The 19,208-nt window shown below is 70.8% G+C and carries 17 protein-coding genes, 1 tRNA gene and 1 pseudogene; 11 read left to right on the top strand and 8 right to left on the bottom strand.

The features are described 5' to 3' along the window. Positions 1-16 precede the first annotated feature (16 nt). Together ACWPN5_RS05110 and ACWPN5_RS05105 are read left to right on the top strand one after the other, a co-directional pair. Complete coding sequence (locus tag ACWPN5_RS05110) at positions 17-784, top strand: phage tail protein (protein WP_492294607.1); 768 nt, start codon at positions 17-19, stop codon at positions 782-784. Positions 785-1,014: 230 nt separating this feature from the next. Continuing rightward, complete coding sequence (locus tag ACWPN5_RS05105; RefSeq protein WP_492294604.1) at positions 1,015-1,788, top strand: phage tail protein; 774 nt, start codon at positions 1,015-1,017, stop codon at positions 1,786-1,788. A 4-nt stretch (positions 1,789-1,792) separates the two neighbouring features. On the opposite strand, the gene ACWPN5_RS05100 is transcribed toward ACWPN5_RS05105, so the two are convergent. The 4 genes from ACWPN5_RS05100 to ACWPN5_RS05085 all read right to left on the bottom strand — a co-directional run bounded on the left by ACWPN5_RS05100 (position 1,793) and on the right by ACWPN5_RS05085 (position 7,040). Next, a complete protein-coding gene (locus ACWPN5_RS05100) occupies positions 1,793-3,100 on the bottom strand; it encodes a hydroxyacid-oxoacid transhydrogenase (RefSeq protein ID WP_492294602.1) in 1,308 nt (435 codons plus the stop codon). An 82-nt stretch (positions 3,101-3,182) separates the two neighbouring features. Beyond that, positions 3,183-5,840: a DUF2339 domain-containing protein gene (locus tag ACWPN5_RS05095; RefSeq protein ID WP_492294600.1), complete on the bottom strand. Its 2,658-nt coding sequence runs from the start codon at positions 5,838-5,840 to the stop codon at positions 3,183-3,185. Positions 5,841-5,884: 44 nt separating this feature from the next. Next, a complete protein-coding gene (locus tag ACWPN5_RS05090) occupies positions 5,885-6,655 on the bottom strand; it encodes a DUF72 domain-containing protein (RefSeq protein WP_145684335.1) in 771 nt (256 codons plus the stop codon). 34 nt (positions 6,656-6,689) lie between these two features. Then, complete coding sequence (locus ACWPN5_RS05085) at positions 6,690-7,040, bottom strand: hypothetical protein (RefSeq protein ID WP_492294598.1); 351 nt, start codon at positions 7,038-7,040, stop codon at positions 6,690-6,692. Between the two features lie 408 nt (positions 7,041-7,448). On the opposite strand from ACWPN5_RS05085, the gene ACWPN5_RS05080 reads away from it, so the two are divergent. Together ACWPN5_RS05080 and ACWPN5_RS05075 are read left to right on the top strand one after the other, a co-directional pair. After that, the gene (locus ACWPN5_RS05080; protein ID WP_492294596.1) at positions 7,449-8,759 is read left to right on the top strand and encodes a lytic murein transglycosylase; all 1,311 of its coding nucleotides are present in this window, start codon (positions 7,449-7,451) and stop codon (positions 8,757-8,759) included. Between the two features lie 8 nt (positions 8,760-8,767). Then, positions 8,768-9,160, top strand: a pseudogene (locus ACWPN5_RS05075) (YkvA family protein); the annotation flags it as partial. Positions 9,161-9,179: 19 nt separating this feature from the next. Here ACWPN5_RS05075 and ACWPN5_RS05070 read toward each other — a convergent pair. Beyond that, positions 9,180-9,599: a secondary thiamine-phosphate synthase enzyme YjbQ gene (locus ACWPN5_RS05070; RefSeq protein WP_492294594.1), complete on the bottom strand. Its 420-nt coding sequence runs from the start codon at positions 9,597-9,599 to the stop codon at positions 9,180-9,182. A gap of 109 nt (positions 9,600-9,708) precedes the next feature. On the opposite strand from ACWPN5_RS05070, the gene ACWPN5_RS05065 reads away from it, so the two are divergent. The 3 genes from ACWPN5_RS05065 to ACWPN5_RS05055 all read left to right on the top strand — a co-directional run bounded on the left by ACWPN5_RS05065 (position 9,709) and on the right by ACWPN5_RS05055 (position 11,119). Then, positions 9,709-10,152, top strand: a complete 444-nt coding sequence (locus ACWPN5_RS05065; RefSeq protein WP_145684325.1) for an SRPBCC family protein — start codon at positions 9,709-9,711, stop codon at positions 10,150-10,152. Positions 10,153-10,271: 119 nt separating this feature from the next. Beyond that, positions 10,272-10,898, top strand: coding sequence for a nitrogen fixation protein NifQ (locus tag ACWPN5_RS05060; RefSeq protein WP_492294591.1), 627 nt, complete (start codon positions 10,272-10,274; stop codon positions 10,896-10,898). Between the two features lie 135 nt (positions 10,899-11,033). Next, positions 11,034-11,119: transfer RNA gene (locus ACWPN5_RS05055), tRNA-Tyr, on the top strand. Between the two features lie 87 nt (positions 11,120-11,206). Here the strand turns inward: ACWPN5_RS05055 and ACWPN5_RS05050 are convergent. From ACWPN5_RS05050 to ACWPN5_RS05040, 3 genes are all read right to left on the bottom strand, one after another. Then, the gene (locus tag ACWPN5_RS05050) at positions 11,207-11,566 is read right to left on the bottom strand and encodes a hypothetical protein (RefSeq protein WP_145684321.1); all 360 of its coding nucleotides are present in this window, start codon (positions 11,564-11,566) and stop codon (positions 11,207-11,209) included. 8 nt (positions 11,567-11,574) lie between these two features. Continuing rightward, entirely contained in the window at positions 11,575-11,979 is a 405-nt protein-coding gene (locus ACWPN5_RS05045; protein WP_145679569.1) for a response regulator, read from the bottom strand. A gap of 207 nt (positions 11,980-12,186) precedes the next feature. Then, complete coding sequence (locus ACWPN5_RS05040) at positions 12,187-12,567, bottom strand: hypothetical protein (RefSeq protein WP_492294589.1); 381 nt, start codon at positions 12,565-12,567, stop codon at positions 12,187-12,189. A gap of 543 nt (positions 12,568-13,110) precedes the next feature. Here ACWPN5_RS05040 and ACWPN5_RS05035 point away from each other — a divergent pair. From ACWPN5_RS05035 to ACWPN5_RS05020, 4 genes are read left to right on the top strand one after another with little or no spacing between them, the layout of a single operon-like run. Further along, entirely contained in the window at positions 13,111-14,547 is a 1,437-nt protein-coding gene (locus ACWPN5_RS05035; protein ID WP_492294587.1) for an ATP-binding response regulator, read from the top strand. A 52-nt stretch (positions 14,548-14,599) separates the two neighbouring features. Next, positions 14,600-16,051, top strand: coding sequence for a c-type cytochrome (locus ACWPN5_RS05030; RefSeq protein WP_492294585.1), 1,452 nt, complete (start codon positions 14,600-14,602; stop codon positions 16,049-16,051). A gap of 33 nt (positions 16,052-16,084) precedes the next feature. Then, the gene (locus ACWPN5_RS05025; RefSeq protein ID WP_145679573.1) at positions 16,085-16,582 is read left to right on the top strand and encodes a (2Fe-2S)-binding protein; all 498 of its coding nucleotides are present in this window, start codon (positions 16,085-16,087) and stop codon (positions 16,580-16,582) included. Beyond that, positions 16,582-18,831, top strand: a complete 2,250-nt coding sequence (locus tag ACWPN5_RS05020) for a xanthine dehydrogenase family protein molybdopterin-binding subunit (RefSeq protein ID WP_492294583.1) — start codon at positions 16,582-16,584, stop codon at positions 18,829-18,831. The genes ACWPN5_RS05025 and ACWPN5_RS05020 overlap by 1 nt, the downstream gene beginning before the upstream one ends. The last annotated feature ends 377 nt before the right edge of the window (positions 18,832-19,208 follow it).

Genomic DNA, 19,208 nt, shown 5'->3' with positions numbered 1-19,208 from the left:
ACGCCGAGGACCCACCATGCGCAAGTTCCTTCTCTCCGCCGCCTTTGCGATGACCGGCGGCTTGGCTCTGGTCAGCACCCCCGCCGCCGCCTGCAACGTGGAACCGTACATCGGCACCATCTGCACCTACTCGTTCGACTGGTGCCCGCAGGGCTATGTGGTGGCCGACGGCCGCACGCTGGCGGTCCGCGAGAACCAGGCCCTGTTCGCCCTGATCGGCTACCGCTACGGCGGCAACAACAACGATCTTTTCGCCGTCCCCGACCTGCGCGGCCGCGCCGCCATTGGCACCGGGACCGGCCCCGGCTTGGCGAACATCGCCATCGGCGCCAAGGTCGGCCAGCAGGAGCTTCTGCTCTCGGCGGCCCAGGTGCCGCTGCAGCCGCACACCCACACCGCCACCTTCACCGGCACCGGCGGCGGCTCGGGCGGCTCGACCACCGTTCCCTTCACCGGCACCGTCAGCGTCCCCGTCACCAACGGCGGTACCCCGGTGTCGGCCCCGACCTCAGGCACCGTCTATCTCGGTGAGACCTTGCTCGACGACGGCGGCGCGGGCATCACCCTGAAGGGACCGTACAACACCAGCGGCCCGGGCACGGGCGCCAAGGTGGCCGGCACGGCCAGCGGCAGCGTCACGGTTCCCAACACCGGCATCACCGGCGGCACCGTGGCGGTCGCCCCCGCGTCGGCCGGTGCCACCCAGAAGGTCTCCACCCAGTCCCCGGCGATCGGGCAGACCGTCTGCATCGCGACGACCGGCCTCTACCCGAACCGTCCGTAAGGGTTCGCGGGCATGCCCCTCCCCATTGGGGGAGCGGGCATGCCCATCCCTTGTTCCAGCGCTCTTCGACAGGCTTTGGTGCTAACCATCGATTCGTGAAAAAATTTAATGAAAAATAATACTCATGACGCATCTCCGCCCATGAGACATTGGCTCAACAATAAAAACAAAGCCGATCACTTTTAAAAAAACACCGATATCCCCAAAACTACAGAAACGAAGGACACAGCATGTCCAGGATGTCCCTCCCGATCGCCGCCGCGATGGCCAGCGGCATGGCTTTCTTCAGCGTGCCGGCGGCGGCCTGCACGCCCTACCAATACACTGGTACGTTGTGCACCGTCCCGTTCGACTGGTGCCCGGAGGGGTTCGCCATGGCCGATGGCCAGTCTCTGCCGATCCAACAGTACCAGCCGTTGTTCGCGCTGCTCGGCACCCGCTTCGGCGGCGACGGCAAGACCACGTTCAACCTCCCCGACCTGCGCGGACGCGCCGTCATCGGCGCCGGCACCGGTCCCGGACTGGTAAGAACCCCTCTGGGCCAAGCCCTTGGCCAACAGACCGTCACGCTGACCCAGGATCAGGTGCCGCTGAAGTCGCACAACCACAGCGCCAGCTTCGCCGGCACCGGCGCCCAGGGCGGCACCGGGACCATCGTCCCCTTCACCGGCACCGTCAGCGTTCCCGTCACCAACGGCGGCAACCCGGTGTCGGCCCCGACCTCGGGCACCGTCTATCTCAGCACCACCTCGATCGACGACGGCGGCGCCGGCGCCACCATCAAGGGGCCGTACAACACCAACGCCCCCTCGACGAGCACCGGCGCCAAGGTCACCGGCACGACCAGCGGCACCATCAACGTCCCGTTCACCGGCTTCACCGGAGGCAACGTGTCGGTCGCCGCGGCGACCGCGGTGGCGTCGAAGAGCGTCTCCACCCAGCCGCCCTCGCTCGCGCTGAACGTCTGCATCGCGCTCAAGGGGGAATGGCCGACCCATCCATAGCGGATCACCAGTAGGTCATCGCGTCGGCGTAGAGCCCGCGCAGGTCCTCCTCCGTCACCGGGCGCGGCGCGATGGTCAGCAGCCGTTGCTGGGCCATGGCGCCCCGCACCAGATCCGGGATGTCCGCCGCGCCGTAGCCGAGCGCCGACAGGCCGTTGGGCAGATGGGTGGCGCGCATCATGGCGATCAGCCGGGCGGCCAGAACCGCGCCGCCATCCGCCGGGGAGACGTCGCGGACCTCCGCCCCCAGCGCCTCGGCGGCGCGCAGATGGCGCTCGGGCTCGGCGGAACCGGTGAAGCGGAAGGCGGCCGGCGCGTTCAGCACCACCGAGATGCCGTGCGGCACCATCGGGTTCGCCTTCTCGTAGCCGCGCGCCGTGAAGCGGTGGTTCATCCCGGCGACGGAGTAGGACATGGCGTGCGGGATGTGCACCCCGGCGTTGCCGAAGGCCAGACCGGCCAGGGTCGCCGCGAACATCAGGGCGTCGCGCGCCTCCTCGTCCGCCGGGTCGTTGACGGCGCGCTCCAGATACTGCCCGCCGAGCCGGATCGCCTGCAGGCTGCCGATGTCCGACCAGGGGTTGGCGCCCTGGTAGGGCGGTCGCGGGTTCGCCGCGTCGGGCTTCGGGCGGGAGCGGTACGACCGCGCGGTGTGGCTCTCGATGGCGTGGGTCAGCACGTCGAAACCGGTGGAGGCGATGACGCCCGCCGGCAGGCTGTCGATAGTCGCCGGGTCGACCAGCGCCAGATTCGGCCGCAGGTAGCGGGAGGAGATGCCCGTCTTCACCCGCATCTCGACATGATCGAAGATGGCGACCCCGGTCGTCTCGCTGCCGGTGCCGCAGGTCGTCGGGCAGGCGATGTGCGGCTTGACCGGGCCGGGCACCGGGCGCCCCTCGCCCAGCGGCTTGTTGACGTAGGCGAGGAAGTCCGCCGGTTGGGTGGCGTAGAGGTTCGCCGCCTTGGCCGTGTCGATCACCGACCCGCCGCCGACCGAGACGTAGCCGTCGAACTTGCCATCGCGGGCGAAGTCCGCCGCCTCCAGGAAGGACGCGCTGGTCGGCTCCACCGCGCAACGGTCGAAGACGGCAACGTCCAGCCCTGCCGCCTTCAGCGAGTCCAGCGCCGCCGCGAAGGGCGCGATCCCGGCCACATGGGGATCGGTGAACAGGGCCACCCGGCGCATGCCCATGGCCTTGGCATCGTTCCCCGCCTCCGCCAGCATGCCGCGGCCGAACTTCATCGACGCGGCCTCCACCGTGAAGCCGCTGTCGCCGTTGGGCAGGATGGGGTGGGCGATGGGGTTGGTCATGGCTGCGGGCCTCCCTGGCTTTTCTGTGTTCGTTTCCACCATCGGAGCGCGAGAGGGGGCGGCTGTCAACCCGACCGTTCGCTCAGGCGACTGTTTGCCCTCCCTGCGGCGCGGTGCCCTGAAGCCGCCGGTAGAGATAACCGACGCCGATCAGGCTCAGCCCGAGCCCGAGGAAGGAGGCGACGCGGTAGAGCCCGCCCAGCTCGGCCATGTCGCTGAGGAAGACCTTGGCGACCACCGCCAGGATCAGCGCCATCGCGGCGTGACGCAGCCAGCCCAGCCGGAAGCGCAGGGCGGCCACCAGCATCAGCACCGCCGCGACCAGGAAGCCGACGGAATAGCCGTACCATTCGGCGTCCGGCAGGTCCGGGCCGGAGAGCACCGGCCCCTGGAAGGCGTGGCGGATCTCCAGCGCCAGATTCATCCCGAGCAGCGCCAGCGGCAGCAGACCGACCCACGGGCGCAGGCGGGCCGGCAGCGGCTCCGCCCACAGGAACAGCAGCCCGAGCAGGGCCGGAAGCCCATAGGCGAGCAGCAGCGTGTTCGCCACCGGCCACGCGCCCACCGCCTCGTCGCTCCACAACGGATTCAGGGCGACCAGATGCAGCGCCGCCGCCTGAAGCGCCGCCAGCCCGGCCAGGATGCGCCGCCCCCACACCGCCACCGGCCGAGTCCGCCAACGCCGCCCCGTCGCCAGCAGCAGGGCCAGCGCCAGCCAGACCAGCGTGTGCAGCGCCACCTCGCGCAGCGTGTCGGGCGGCTCGTCCAGCGTGCCGCGGGTCAACGCCTGGATGCCGAACGACAGCAGCAGCGTGACGAAGGCCAGCCCGCCCGCCTCCAACAGAGCCACGACCCCGTCGTCACCCTTGCCGTCCGGCGCGGAGCACAGCCAATGGGCGGCCAGGAAGAAGCCCGCCGCCGGCAGGCCGTAGCCGTAGACGATCCAGCCGAGCCCGTCCTCCCCATACTCCAGCACGGAGGGATTCAGCGCCAGCCGGACCAGGACGGCACCCGCCACCAGCAGGATCACCGCGCGCAGCGAGCGCAGCCCCATCCGCCGCTCCAGCCACGCCAGCACCGGCACCTGGGCCGCCAGCGCCACGGTCAGCCACGCCTCGCGCAGCATCATGACGGCGCCGAGGCTGAGCGCTCCGGCGGCACCGGCGGCGAAGGCCGCGAGCCCAAGACTGACGCCCGGCTGGTGGCGGTGGCGGGCCAGCGGGCCAGTTCCGGCGACCAGCAGCGCCGCCAGCGCGAGGCTCGCCACCGGCCACAGCGTGTCGGCCTGCGGCGGGTCCAGCCGCCAATAGGCAAGCGCCAGAAGCACCACCGGCATCCAGGCCGCCAGCGACGACCACAGCGCCGCCCGCGTCGACCGCCACAGGGCGAGGAAGCCGCCCATCCCGTAGAGCAGGGCGAAGCCGCCCACCGCCCACAGGAAGCGCCCGGATTGGAACGGCAGCCCCTCGCCCGGCGACGGCACGATGGGATGTCCGTCGGCGGTGACGGCGGGCGGCGGCAGGGGCGAGCGCGGCACCGTCCAGCCGGCAAAGGCGAGAAGAACCGCCAGCGCGCCGATCCAGGCGACGCCGGCGATCCGCTCGATCCGCCGCCCCGCGGCGACGCAGAGCAGCCCGAACAGGGCGAGCATCACCAGCGAGCCTGTGCGATGGCCGTCCACGGTGACGAGCATCGCCATCAGCAGCCCCAGCACCGCCACCGCCGCGACGGCCAGACGGTCGGCGCGCGGGCGTCCCCTCCAGCGCAGCATGTCGAACAGGGTGGTGCGCGGCATGGCCTCGACCGGCCCGGCCAGCAGGGCGGGCATCAGGAACAGCCCGGCGGTCAGCAGCAGATAGATCCCGACCGGCAGGGCGTCGCCGGGGTTCCAGCCGCCGACGTACCAGACCGGCACCCAGCCCGCCGCCCCGGCCAGCGTGCCCAGCCCCAGCCAGCGCCAGCCGCGCCACAGCACCACCGTCATGCCGGCGCCCGACAGGGCCAACAGATAGGCGAACAGCCCCCAGGCCGATCCCCCGATGGACGAGACCAGCAACGGCGTTGCGAAGCCGCCGAGGAGGCCCAGCGCCGCGATGTAGGGTCCCTGGAGCAGCGACAGCGCCATGCCCAGCGCCGCCAGCCCGCCGAGCAGCGCGAAGGCCAGCGGCGGGGCGAACAGGTCGTAGAGCACATAGCCGCCATAGACGCTGGCGAAGCCGGTGAACAGCCCGGCCGCGGTCAAGGCCGGCGGCACCGGATCGCGGACCTCCGGCTCCACCCGCCTTCCACGCTGCCGCAGCCATTCGCCGCCGACCATCAGCGCCGCGGCGGAGACCAGGCCGAGCGCGACGCGCACGCTGGGGCCGAGCCAGCCCTGCTCCACCGACATCTTGATGAAGAAGGCCGCCGCCAGGGCGACCGTGGCCCCGCCCAGCCAGATCAGCCAGCGCCCGGCCAGCGCGTCCTCCAGCCGGCTCCACACGGACAGCGGGGGTGGAGTGGGCTCCGGTGGTGGTTGGATGGGCGGCGGTTGGATCGGCGGCGGCTCTGGCGGAGCCTCCGCCATGACGGGGGCGTCCGCGGCGGGAGCCTCGACCGGCACGGCATCGACCGTCACCAGCCCTTGCACCCGCTCCAGCGCCTGCCGCAGCCGGGCGATCTCGCGCTCCTGCGCCGTCAGCCGGCGGTTGAACCGGTGGGCGACGATGGCCCCGATCAGCACCAGTAGAATGACGTCCATGCCCGACCGCCCCGGCTGCGCTTGCGTTCGCGCAACGATAGCGGTCAGGCGCCGGGCTTGTCTCTCTGACCTGTGGAGGCACCCAAACGGCTCATCAGCGTCAGCGCGTCGTCGACCGCGTGGAAGTCCGCCGTGTTGTCGAAGACGCACCAGACCGGCCGCTCCCGCGCCTCGTCGCGGAAGCGCCGGGCCAGCCGGTCCAGCACGTCCAGCGGGTAGGCGCTGCGGTACATCACCGGCGAGCCGTGCAGCCGCCAGTAGCGGAAGCCGTCCCAACCCGCCGGCTCCGCCGCCGCTGGCACCGGGGCTGGGTCGGCGGCGGCGCGGGCCACGGCGTGGTCGACCAGCAGCCGGTCCGGTTCCGCCGCGAACCAGCTCGGGTGGCGCGGCTCGCAGACGACAAGGCCGGCGAAGCGCTCGCGCAGGGCCGCGAAGAAGGGGCCGGCCACTGCCGGCTCGAAGCGCAGCGTCGGCGGCAACTGCACCAGCAGCGGCCCCAGCCGGTCGCCGAGATGCCCGACCTCGTGCAGGTACTCCGTCAGCGGGCCGGCACAGTCCTTCAGCCGCTGCTCGTGCGTGATGGCGCGCGGCAGCTTGACCGCAAAGCGGAAGTCCGGCGGCGCCGAGGCCGCCCAGCGCTCCCAGGTCTCCGGCTTGTGCGGGCGGTAGAAGCGGCTGTTGACCTCGGTCATCGGGAAGACGCGGGCGTAGCGCTCCAGATGCGTGCCCTCCGCCGGAAAGGCCGGGGCGGAGGGTTTCGGGATGCTCCAGCCGGCGCAGCCGATGCGAATGGCGTTGATGGTCCCTTCGGCCAAGCCTCTGCTCTCCCTGGACGCGTGGGTTGCCGCCTTAGAACAGCGTCGGCTGCCGCTCGTCCCGCCTTGCGGCGCCACCCGATTGGTCCGCGTCCACGATCAGCCGGGCCATCTCCCGGCGCGCCTTCTCCGCCTCGTAGCCGCCACGGTAGCGCCCGATGAAGCCCTTCCGGCAGGCGCGGCTGAAGCGCAGCGACGCGGTTTCCCAGTCGTCGCCGGGGCGCAGCCAGCTCACATAGGTGGTGCCGGTCCGCGGGTCGGTGCGCAGGTAGCGGCCATGCCCCTTCGGACCCCGCACCCATTGGCCGGGATTCAGGCGCAGAGCCCCCCGCGCCAGCAGCAGGGACACCTGCGGGGTGAGTTCGATGGTCGGAAAATACGGCATGGCGAACCCTCTCGGCGGCGCGCCGGGGGGCGGGCCGCGAACGTCTCGTCTCTGGTTTCGGAATGCCCTGGATATGGGGATTTCAGCCCGTTTGTTCAAGTTTTGTTCATGGTCAAGCCCTGGCTGTATGGGCGCCGCGTCGCTCCGTCGGATGACAAAATCCGACACGGATTTCACGGACTCGGACACGGATTTCACGGATTTCTGAAAACCCTCAAGCGCACGGCTAGTCGAACCGGATAGCTCCGTGAAATCCGGTTTGATCCGTGCAATCCGTGTCGATTCTTGCCCGCGTGTCCCGCGCGTGGCGGATGAGCGTTGCTTCCGGCACCGGAACTTGTCCGTTGAGTGAAAGGGCCGTCCGTCCTAGGCTCCGGCACAGCTTTTCCCTGTTGGTCACGAGAGCGCATGCGCCCCCTGCTGTCCCTTCCCGTCCGCCTCCTGCTCGCCACCACGATCCTGGCCGGCTGCCAGACGACGGGCGCTCCGCCCGTGTCTGCGACCACCACGTCCGGAACCGCGAAGGCGTCCGCCGCCGCCCCGGCCAGCGTGGCCCCGGTCCAGCCCGCCGTCAGCTTCGCCGACTGGCTGAAGGCCCTGCGCGCCGAGGCGCTCGGCCAGGGCATCCGCGCCCAGACCTTCGACCGCGCCTTCGCCAACGTGAAGCTGTCGGACCGGGTGGTCGAGCTGGATTCCTCCCAGCCGGAGTTCAACCGCCAGCCCTGGCAGTATCTGGACAGCGCGGTCAACGACCGCCGCATCCAGGCCGGACGCCAGCGCATCCAGGACAACGGCGCGCTGCTGCGCCGCATCAGCCAGCGCTCCGGCGTCCCGGCGGAGATCCTGGTGGCCTTCTGGGGCGTCGAGACCGACTTCGGCAACTTCACCGGCGGCTTCTCCGTCGTCGACGCGCTGACCACGCTGGCCTATGAGGGCCGCCGCGCCAGCTACTTCCGGACGGAGTTGCTGGCCGCCCTGCGCATCCTCGACAGCGGCGACATCCCGCCGGAGAAGATGAGCGGCTCCTGGGCCGGCGCCATGGGCCAGACCCAGTTCATGCCGACCATCTTCCTGAAGCACGCCACCGACGAGGACGGCGACGGGCGGCGCGACATCTGGGGCAGCCTGCCCGACGTCTTCGCCTCCACCGCCAAGTTCGTGCAGGCCAACGGCTGGCGCACCGGGGAGCGCTGGGGCGAGGAGGTCACCCTGCCCGCCGGCTTCCCCTACGAGCAGGCCGAGTACAACATCTCCAAGCCGGTGTCCGAATGGCGCCGCCTCGGCGTGCGGCCGGTCACCGGCGGCGAGCTGAGCGGCGGCGAGGAGGAGCGGGCCGCCGTCCTGATGCTCGCCGGGGCGCAGGGACCGGCCTTCCTGGTCCGGGAGAATTTCCGGGCGATCATGAAGTACAACCCCTCGACCAGCTACGCGCTGGCGGTGGCGCTGCTGTCCGACCGTCTCGCCGGCCGCTCCGGCGTGCAGGGAAGCTGGCCGCGCCACGAACCGGCGCTGAGCCGCGACGAGCGGATCGAGCTTCAGGAGCGGCTGGCCTCGCTGGGCATGGAGCCGGGGACGGCGGACGGCATCGTCGGCGCCAACACCCGCAACGCCGTGCGCCGCTTCCAGCAGTCGATCGGCGCCGTGCCGGACGGCTTCGCCACCAAGACCCTGCTGGAACGGCTGCGCCAGTCCGCGGCACCCGCCCCGGCGGCGGGCTAACGGCAGGCCGGATGCTGGCGACGGCGAAGGGCTGGGCGCGGCGGATCAAGCGCGACGTGATCGCGCTCTATCTGGCCGCGCGCGACCCGCGGACGCCCTGGTACGCCCGTGTGGCCGCCGCGGCGGTGGCGGCCTACGCGCTCAGCCCCATCGACCTGATCCCCGACTTCGTGCCGGTCCTGGGCTATCTGGACGACCTGCTGATCGTGCCGCTCGGCATCCTGCTGGTCATCCGTCTGATCCCGGCGGCGGTGCTGGAGGAGCACCGCGCCACCGCCGCCCGGCTGGCCGCCCGGCCGGTCAGCTACGCCGCCGCCGCGCTGATGGTCGGGATCTGGCTGGTCGCCGCCGTCGCTCTCTTCTGGTGGCTCGAACCCTATATCGCGGGTTGGCTGGGGTAGACGCGCGGGCGCCTTCCCCTCATTCGCCCAGCAGATGCAGCGCCAGGGTCCGCTCGTGGGGCTGGCGGCGGTGCTCGAACAGATAGATCCCCTGCCAGGTGCCCAATGCCATCCGCCCCTCCAGCACGGGGATGGACAGCTGCACCGTGGTCAGCGCGCTGCGGATGTGAGCCGGCATGTCGTCCGGCCCTTCCAATATGTGGTCGTAGAGCGCCGGGTCTTCCGGCACCAGCCGCTTGAAGAAACGCTCCAGATCGCCGCGCACGCTGGGGTCGGCGTTCTCCTGGATGACCAGCGAGGCCGAGGTGTGCCGGCAGAAGACCGTCAGCAGACCGGTCTCCATGCCCTGGGCGGCGACCCAGCGGGCCACCGGCTCGGTCACCTCGACCAGGCCCTGGCCGTGGGTGCGGGTGGTCAGCGTCGTGACGGCCTGCCGCATGTGTGTCGCCCTCCGTGCTCGATTGCGCGTCTTGGAAGCGGGTCTTCCATACACCAAATCGCTTGGCATTTCCGGCCCGACAACTGGCCCGACCAACAACAGGTGATTCATGGAACTGAACGGCCAGTACCGGATTCCGGCGGCGCGCGAGCGGGTTTTCACCGCGCTCTGCGATCCCGCCGTGCTGCAACGCTGCATCCCGGTTCTGGAGGAGATGGACCGGCTGTCGCCCACCGAATACAGCGCCCGCGTGCGCGCCACGGTCGGGCCGCTGAACGCGCGCTTCGCCGGCAACGTCCGGGTGGCGCCGGAGGACGCGCCGCGCTTCTACATCCTCTACGCCGAGGGCAAGGGCGGCCTCGCCGGAGCGGTCAAGGGCGAGGCCCGCATCACGCTGGAGGAGGTGGACGGCCACACCCAGCTGTCCTTCACGCTGGCGGCGGCGCTGGGCGGGGCCGTCGGCCGGCTGGCGGTCAAGCTGGTCAAGGCCAAAGCCGACCGCGTGATCGACGGCTTTTTCGAGCGTTTCACGACGGAGGTCCTGAACGGCTGAGCAGGATGCCCGGCGGGCCTCGACAACGCACCCGCAAAAAACCACTTCGCAGTTGCGGGAATTTGATCCACCATCATGGTCATGACCGAACAACCCCCCGATGCGGGAGTTCGCCGACCATGATTGCCGACATCGCCGATCCCGCGATCCTCTCGCTCCACCCGCCCGCCGACGCCCTGGACGGCGTTCCGGACGGCCCGGCCCTCGACCGGCTGCTGTTCACCCGCATCGTCGGGCTGGCCGCGCAGCATCCGGGCGGTCCCGCCGCCGCGCTGGGGCTGGAGCGTGAAGCGCTGGCCGAGCTGATCCGCCGTCACGCGGCGGGCTTCGCCCCTCTCCTTTCCTCCCTGCCGGAGGACAGCGGTGTGGACGCCATCGAGGAGGAGGATTTGCGGGCCTTCCTGCTGGACCACCGCGCCGCCGGGACCATCGAGGAGGAGTGGCTGGCCGCCATCGTCGCCCGCCGCGCGCTGGGGCCGAACCACCTCTGGCAGGACATGGGCTTCGCCAACCGGCGGGAGCTGAACGCCATGTTCCGCCGCCACTTCCCGTCGCTGGTCGCGCTGAACAGCGGCGACATGAAATGGAAGAAATTCTTCTACCGCCAGCTGTGCGAGCGCGAAGGGCTGATGCTCTGCAAATCGCCGAACTGCGAGGTGTGCGACGACTTCAGCGCCTGCTTCAGCGCGGAGGACGGCGATCCGCTGAGCGCCCTGGCCCGCGTGGCCCGTGGCGAGGGGGCGTGAACAAAGATGCGCTGCGGATGAAGAAAGCCGCTTGACCGGAGCGCCGCTACCCGTTAGATAACGCCACCCGCCGGACGGAAGGCCTAGCAAGGCCCGATGAACGGCAGGTCTCCGATGGTCGCGTCAAGCATCAGCGGAAGGGTGGCCGAGTGGTTAAAGGCAGCAGACTGTAAATCTGCCCGCGTAAGCGTACGCTGGTTCAAATCCAGCCCCTTCCACCATCTGACGCGGCCGGTTCATGACAGGGTCATGACCGGCCGTTTCCTTTTCCGGACAGCGCCGACTTATTGCCTCATCAGCGCGCCTTCTCAGCGTGGCTGGGCTCCCAAATCCTCGAAGGTCAGGCCCTTGTCGGTGCGGGTGAAGCGGCCCTTGCCGTTGACCGTCATCGCCGTCGCGCCCGGCTGCGGCGCAAAGGTCGCCGCGTAGTAGCAATCATATTGCTTGTCGTCCGGCTTCGGGGCGCCGTTGCGGTACTTGGTGTCGACGCAGCCCTGCTTGCGGAAACCATCGAACCCACGGAAGCTGCCCTGCCCCTGACCGTCCAAGGCCCGCCGGGTGTGCGATTCCACCAGCTTGCGCATGTCGGACTCGCCCGGCTCCCCCGAACAGGCGGCCAACGGCACCACCGCCAGACCGCACAGCACCGCAAGCCGCAGGCCCCGCATCCCCTCCCTCACTTGGCGGCCAGCAGGCGATCCACCCGCTCCTTCAGGGCGCCGAAGGACGGTGGCTTCACGACGAAGCCATTGACGCCCAGGGACATGGCCTTCTTCACGATTTCGGATTCCGTGTGGTTGGTCAGGAAGACCACCGGCGTGCGGCGGTTCCTCACCTCGGCGCTGGCCCGCAGATCGGCCAGGAACTGCAGGCCGGACACCGGCTTCATGTCAATGTCGCAGACAATCACGTCGGGGGTGGCGCGGATGCATTCCCGCATGCCGGTCTCGCCGTTGTCGGCCTCGGCGATCGAGCGGAAGCCGATCTGCGACAGGATCTGCATGATGGTCCGGCGCACGAAGGGCTGATCTTCGATGACCAGGATGCTGTACTGCCCGTAATCGACCGGCTTCCTGTCCATCGCCGCCCCCTCCTCCGCCAGAACTGGTGGCACCAGTCCGTGGTCATACAGTCGGACACTGATAATGCGAGTCCGGCGGACGAGCAACCAAAGGACGGTTACAACTTTTAAAGAATGACGGATTCCCAGCGCCCGGACGCGGCGGCGGGCCGAGCGAAACCGCAAGGCCCGTCCTGCGCGCGACCGCCGCTCACCAGAAACGGGACGCTACCGCCGGCCGGTTCCCTGCAACCCCAGGATGGTGGAGATCAGGCCCGCCACGAACCGCCGTTCCGGGTGCAGCTCATGCACCGCGACCGCGCGCCCGGCGAAGGACAGCGCCGCTTTCGCAAGGTCCGCCGGGTCCGGGCAGGCTTCGCCGTCGATGCGGAAGCGCGTGACCGTCTTGGTCAGCTCGTGCATCGCCGTCAAAGGCGGGATGCACATCAGGAAGCGGGCGCTGGCGACCGGCGTGAAGCCGCAGCGCTCGAACATGGTCTGTACGGTCACCGGAACGCCGTCCGGTCCTTCGGTCCCGACCTGAAAGCGGAGCAGACGCTGCGCCCGCTCCTCCACCGCCTCGGACCAGCCGGCGGTGGCTGTAATCATGGGGTTGATCAAACCTGCCTCCAAATGCACCAGCCACGGGCCGCGCAGGCTCCAGGGACGTTAGATTGTTCGCTCAGCGAACAAGGTCAAGAAACATCCCGTATGGCGGAAACCCGCATCCGTTTGATTACAAAGCAATCACCGTGCCAGCGCACGGAAACGGCGGCGCAAAGCCGCCCCGCCCCGTCACCGGCTTCCCCTATCATCTTGGAACTCCACCTGATTGTTCCATGGCGCCCGCATCGACGCCGGAACGGCGCCTTCGGAGTCAACAGCGCGACGACCGCCCCGGTGCCGACGGCTGACCGCTTCGTCGCCTCCGGAACACGTTGCATGTGTGACAACCTGCCGTCCTTTTGGGCACGGGGTGTCGCTGCTCCGCAACCGACACCCTTGAAGCGATGATCGGGACCTTTGCACGCGCGCGAATCGTTATGCCCACGAAAACAATTCCCGTTCTGCGCTGTTGTGACCTGACGTACGTGAAATCATGTGCCGGAAGTTGTTTCGCGGCGGTGAGCGGGGACCATCGTGGAGACCTATATGCCCAAACATGCGGATTCGGACGAACCGGACAAAGGTGGGGCAACCACCGGAGAGGTGCTGCGCGAAAGCCTGGGGACGCTGAGCCGCAACCTTGCCGAAGGGGTCCGCACCGCCGAACGCCTCCAGCGGGACGCCGCCCGGCTGGTCGAGGAAAGCGCGCGTCTGGCCGCCGAACTGGTCGAGCAGCGCCGCGAGATGGGGCGGCTGCGCGACCGGATGCACCGCGCCGAGGATCGCCGTTCCGCCCGGGAAGAGGAGCTGCGCCGCGCCCATGAGACGGCGGAACGCGCCGACCGGGCCAAGGCGCGTTTCCTGACCGCCGCCAGCCACGACCTGCGCCAGCCGATCCAGGCGGCGGCGCTCTACGCCCACATCCTGCGCGGCGCGGTCGGCGGCAACCCGTCGGCGCGGGAGGCAGCCGACCTCCTTCAAGCTTCCATCGACAGTCTGAGCGGCATGCTGAGCGGCCTTCTGGACCTCGCCCGGCTGGAGGCGGGGGCGGTGGACGTCACGGTCTCGGAGTTCCGCCCCGATGCGCTGATGCGCCGTCTGGGCCAGGAGTTCCGGGCGAGCGCCACGGCCGAGGGTATGAGCCTGCACGTCCATCCCAGCGGCGTGGCGGTGCGGACCGACGCGCGGCTGCTGGAACGCATCCTCACCCACCTGCTGTCCAACGCCGTCCGCCACGGCGGGAAGAACGGGGGACGCGTCCTCCTCGGCTGCCGGCGGCGCCCTGAGGCGCTGGAGTTCCAGGTGTGGGACGACGGGCGCGGCATCCCCCCCGACGCCCGCGCCGCCATTTTCGAGGAGTTCCACCAGCTCGACAATCCGGAGCGCTGCGCGGCCAAGGGCTTCGGGCTCGGCCTGCCGCTGGTCGCCCGCATGGCGCGGCTGCTCGGGCTGACGCTGGACCTGCGGTCGCAGGTCGGCCGGGGCACGGTCTTCACGGTGGCCGTTCCGCGCGCCGCCCTTCCCTCCGAACCCGACCGCCGCCTGACCGCCGCCGCCCGCGCCATCGCCGTGGCCGCGACCAGCGCGGTCGCCACGGCCTCGCCGATGGAGCGCATGCGGGGCCGTCGGGTGCTGCTGGTGGAGGACGACGAGCGGGTGCGCCACGCCATGACCATGCTGCTGAAGCACTGGGGGGTGCGGGTGACCGCCGTCGGCTCCGCCGAGGAGCTGGCCGACCGCCTGCCGCGGCTGCGCAGCCGCCCGCACGTCGTCCTCGCCGACCACCGCCTTCCACGCGGGCAGACCGGCCGCACGGTGGCGGAGCTGGTCCGCCGCCGCTGGGACGTTCCGGTGGTCATCATCACCGGCGACACCGCGCCGGAGCGGTTGCGCGAAGCCCGCAAGATCGGCTGCCGCCTGCTGCACAAGCCGGTGGAGCCCGGCGACCTCGCCGCCACGCTCGACGACGTCATGGAGGGGTGAGCGCTCAGAACGATCCCCCGCTCCGCCTGTTCGCAGGGTGGGAGGTGCGCGCATGGGACGACGGAAGACGCGGCGGAACTCAACCCGGCGTGGCCTGATCGGCGGGGCCGCCGTGATTCTGGCGCTCGGCGCCGGGGTGGTCGCCTGGGCGTGGGAAAGGGCGATCCCGCCCCAGCCGCGCCCGGCGGCGGAGTCCTTTCCGGCGGCGCTGGTGGCGGAGGGGGCGCGGCTGGCCGCGGTGGGGAACTGCATCGCCTGCCACACGGTGCCGGGCGGGCGGTCCTTCGCCGGTGGGCTCGCCCTGCCGACGCCCTTCGGGACCATCCATTCCACCAACATCACGCCCGACGAGGACACCGGCATCGGCCGCTGGAGCGAGGCGGCCTTCACCCGCGCCATGCGCCGTGGGGTGGACCGCGACGGGCGGCATCTCTACCCCGCCTTCCCCTACGACCATTACACGCGGGTCAGCGACGCCGACAACCGGGCGCTCTACGCCTACCTGATGACCCGCACGCCGGTGCGGGCGGAGGCGCCGGCCAACGACCTTCCCTTCCCGCTGAACATCCGGATGGCCGTGGCCGGGTGGAAGCTGTTCTATTTCCGCGAGGGCGCCTTCACCCCCGACCCGGCCAAGCCGGAGGTCTGGAACCGCGGCGCTTATCTGGCGGAGGGGCTGGGCCATTGCGGCGCCTGCCACAGCCCGCGCAACGCGCTGGGCGCGGTGGACAAGGATCGCGCCTGGGCCGGCGGCGAGGCCGAGGGCTGGACCGCCTACCCCATCAACCAGGACTCCCCGGCGCCCGTCCCCTGGACGGCGGACAGCCTGACCTTCTACCTGCGGCACGGCTGGCACCCGACGCACGGCGTGTCGCGCGGGCCGATGGCGGAGGTCACCGGCAACCTCGCCGGCCTGCCCGACGCCGACGTGGCGGCCATCGGCGCCTACGTCGCCGACCGCATGGGTCCCCCCGGCGCCGAGCGCCTGCGCCGCAGCGAAGACCTGCGGGCTCTGGTTCCGCGCCGTACCGCCGACGCCGGGGCGCCGCCGGGCGCCGGCCCGACCGCCGCCGACGGTCTGGCCCATCCCCCCGCTGCGGACTCCGGGCGGGCCGGGGGCGACGAGCGGGGCGAGGCGGTCTACCGCACGGCCTGCGCCACCTGCCACGAATCCGGACGGCCGCTGCCCTTCGGCGGACTGCCTTTCGCGCTCAGCACCGCGGTGAACGCCGCGAACCCGCAGAACATCGTCAACGTCACGCTGTTCGGCCTTCCACCCGGCGACGGCACCGTCAGCGCGGTGATGCCGGCCTTCGGCGGAGCGCTGACCGACGCCGACATGGTGGCCCTGCTGCGTTACCTGCGCGGGCGCTTCAGCGACCAGCCGCCATGGGACGGGCTGGAGCGGCTGGTGGCCGACACGCGCAGCGGCGCACACCACGTCGCCGTCCGCCCCGCCGACGGCATCGAACGGGCGCCGCAGAACGTCGGCGCCGCCGACTGAACGCATGCCCGGATTGACGGAAGGAAGCCCATCATGGCGATCGACCTCACGGTGAACGGCACCCCGCAGCGGGTGGAGGCGGACCCGGACACGCCGCTGCTCTACGTGCTGCGCGACGATCTCGGGCTGAACGGGGCGAAGTTCGGCTGCGGGCTGGGCCAGTGCGGGGCCTGCACGGTGATGGTGGACGGGCGCGCCGTTCTATCCTGCGTCACGCCGGTCCTGCTGATGCAGGGCCGCGCCGTCACCACGGTCGAGGGGCTGGGCACCGCCGAAGCCCCCGGCCCCATGCAGCGCGCCTTCATCGAGGAGCAGGCGGCCCAGTGCGGCTACTGCATCCCCGGCATGATGATGCGGGCGCAGGCGTTGCTCCAGGAGCGGCCGGACGCCGACGACGCCGCGATCCGTCGCGCGCTGGAATTCAACCTGTGCCGCTGCGGCACCCACATGCGCATCCTGCGCGCCATCCGCCGCGCCGCCGACACCATGCGCCACGCGGAGACCGCCGCCCCGAACGGGAGGGCCGGCTGATGAGCGACCACAGCCCCCTCCCTCTGACCCGCCGCGGCCTGCTGGCCGCCGGTGGCGCCCTGGTCGTCACGGTGTCGCTGGCCCGCCCCCTGCCCGCCCAGACCGGGGACGGCGGTGGCGCCCGGCCTCCCAAGCCCGCTTCGGGCAGCCTCGCCCAGACGTCCCGGCTCGACGCCTGGGTGCGCATCGGCGCGGATGGCGCCATCACCGTCTTCACCGGCAAGGCCGAACTCGGCCAGGGCATCCGCACCGCCCTGCTCCAGGTCGCCGCGGAGGAGCTGCGCGTCCCGCCTGCCGCTATCACGCTGGTCACCGCCGACACCGCCCGCACCCCAAACGAGGGCTACACCGCCGGCAGCCAGTCCATGCAGAACAGCGGCACCGCCATCCGCGCCGCCGCCGCCCAGGCCCGCGCCCTGCTGGCGCAAGAGGCGGCGCGGCGCCTCGGCGCGCCGGCCGACGCGCTGGGCTTCGCCGACAAGCGGGTGACGGCGCCGGACGGGCGGACGCTCGGCTATGGGGAGTTGGCCGCGTCGCTGGACCTGACGGTGGAGGTGCCGGCGGACGCCCCGCTGACCGCGCCGGACCGGCTGTCGGTGATGGGCCGGCCGCTGCCCCGCGTCGACATTCCCGCCAAGGTGACCGGCGGCGCGGCCTATGTGCAGGACCTCCGGCCGGAGGGCATGCTGCACGCCCGCGTCGTCCGCCCGCCCAGCCCCGCCGCCCGGCTGACCGCGCTCGACGCCGCCGGGGTGGAGGCGATGCCGGGGGTGATCGCCGTGCTGCGCGACGGCGACTTCCTCGCCGTGGTGGCCGACAAGGAGTACCGGGCGGTCAAGGCGATGCGCGCCCTCGCCTCCGCCGCCCGCTGGGAGGAGCCGGCGACCCTGCCCGGCGACACCCCGATCCCCGACCTGCTGCGCACGCTGGAGCGCGAGGTCGGCACGGTGGACGCGAAGGGCGACGCCGCCCCCGTCGCCGACGGCCCGCGCAGCCTGCGCGCCCGCTTCACCCGGCCCTACCAGCTTCACGGCTCCATCGGGCCGTCCTGCGCCGTGGCGGTGATGGGCGAGGACGGGCTGACCGTCTGGTCGCACACCCAGGGCGTCTATCCCGACCGCAAGGCCATCGCCGAGATGCTGCGCCTGCCCTTGGATCGGGTGCGGGTGATCCATACGGAGGGCTCCGGCTGCTACGGCCACAACGGCGCCGACGACGCGGCGGCGGACGCGGCGCTGATCGCCAGCAAGCTGCCCGGCCGCCCGGTGCGGGTGCAGTGGATGCGCGAGCAGGAGCATGCCGGGGAGCCCTATGGCCCGGCCATGATGATCGAGGCCGCGGCCTCCCTGGACGGGAACGGGCGCGTCGACCGCTGGACCTTCGACGTCTGGTCGAACACCCACACCACCCGCCCCGGCGGGGCCGGCGCCCTGCTGGCCGCGCGCCATCTGGCCGAGCCCTTCCCGGCGGAAGCGGCGGCGATGCAGATCACCCCCGCCGGCAACGGCGATCGCAACGCCATCCCGCTCTACGCCATCCCCAACACCCGCATCCTCTGGCATTTCCTGCCCGACATGCCGCTGCGGGTGTCGGCGCTGCGGTCGCTCGGCGCCTACGCCAACGTCTTCGCGCTGGAAAGCATGATGGACGATCTGGCGCTGCTGGCCGGCGCCGACCCCGTGGAGTTCCGCCTGCGCCATCTGGAGGATCCGCGTGCCCGCCGGGTGGTCGAACTGGCGGCGGAGCGCTTCGGCTGGACGGGCGCCGCGCCGGCGCCGGGCTTCGGCCACGGTTTCGCCTTTGCCCGCTACAAGAACCACGCCGCCTATCTGGCGCTGGCGGTGGAGCTGTCGGTGGACCGCGGCAGCGGGCGGGTACGGATGACCCGCGCCACCGCCGCCATCGACAGCGGCGAGATCGTCAACCCCGACGGCATCCGCAACCAGACCGAAGGCGGCATCATCCAGGCGATGAGCTGGACCCTGTTCGAGCGCGTCGCCTACGACGACACCCGCGTCACCTCGGTGGATTGGGCCAGCTACCCCATCCTGCGCTTCGCCAGCGTGCCCGACCGCATCGACGTCCACATCGTCGAACGGCCCGGCGATCCCTTCCTCGGCACCGGAGAGGCAGCGCAGGGGCCGACCGCCGCGGCCATCGGCAACGCCATCCGCTCGGCGACCGGCTTGCGCCTGCGCGACCTGCCCTTCACCCCCGACCGGGTGCGGGAGCCGACCGCCTCCGGCTGAGCCCGCCAGAAGAGGCCACCCGGAGGAAATTTCCACGGATCCTCTGGTGAATAGAACGAACGGCTTGGCACCTTTGTGCCAAGAGTGGCGGATGCCCAACCCAGGGTAAGCGGTCGCGCTGCGCTCTGGCGTTGCGCCACGCCAAGATGCGCCGGGCAGTTCAACGGAACCGTTGCTTGCTACCGCAACTCACCGTAGCGCCACTTTTACTGGTGTGCGCCACGCTATTTTGCGGCACAGCGAAATAAAAATTGAATAGATGCATGATTTTATCAGCGCCATAATAGGAATTAACAACACATTAACACTCCTAATGACACGATATTTCGCAATATGTAACATTAGAATGTGAATTTGTGCTTTCAATCGACAAGAAA

It is taken from the genome of Azospirillum sp. UENF 211521 (assembly GCF_058780535.1).
Note: the sequence above shows the minus strand (reverse complement) of the source record. Positions and strands in the feature narration are given on the sequence as shown.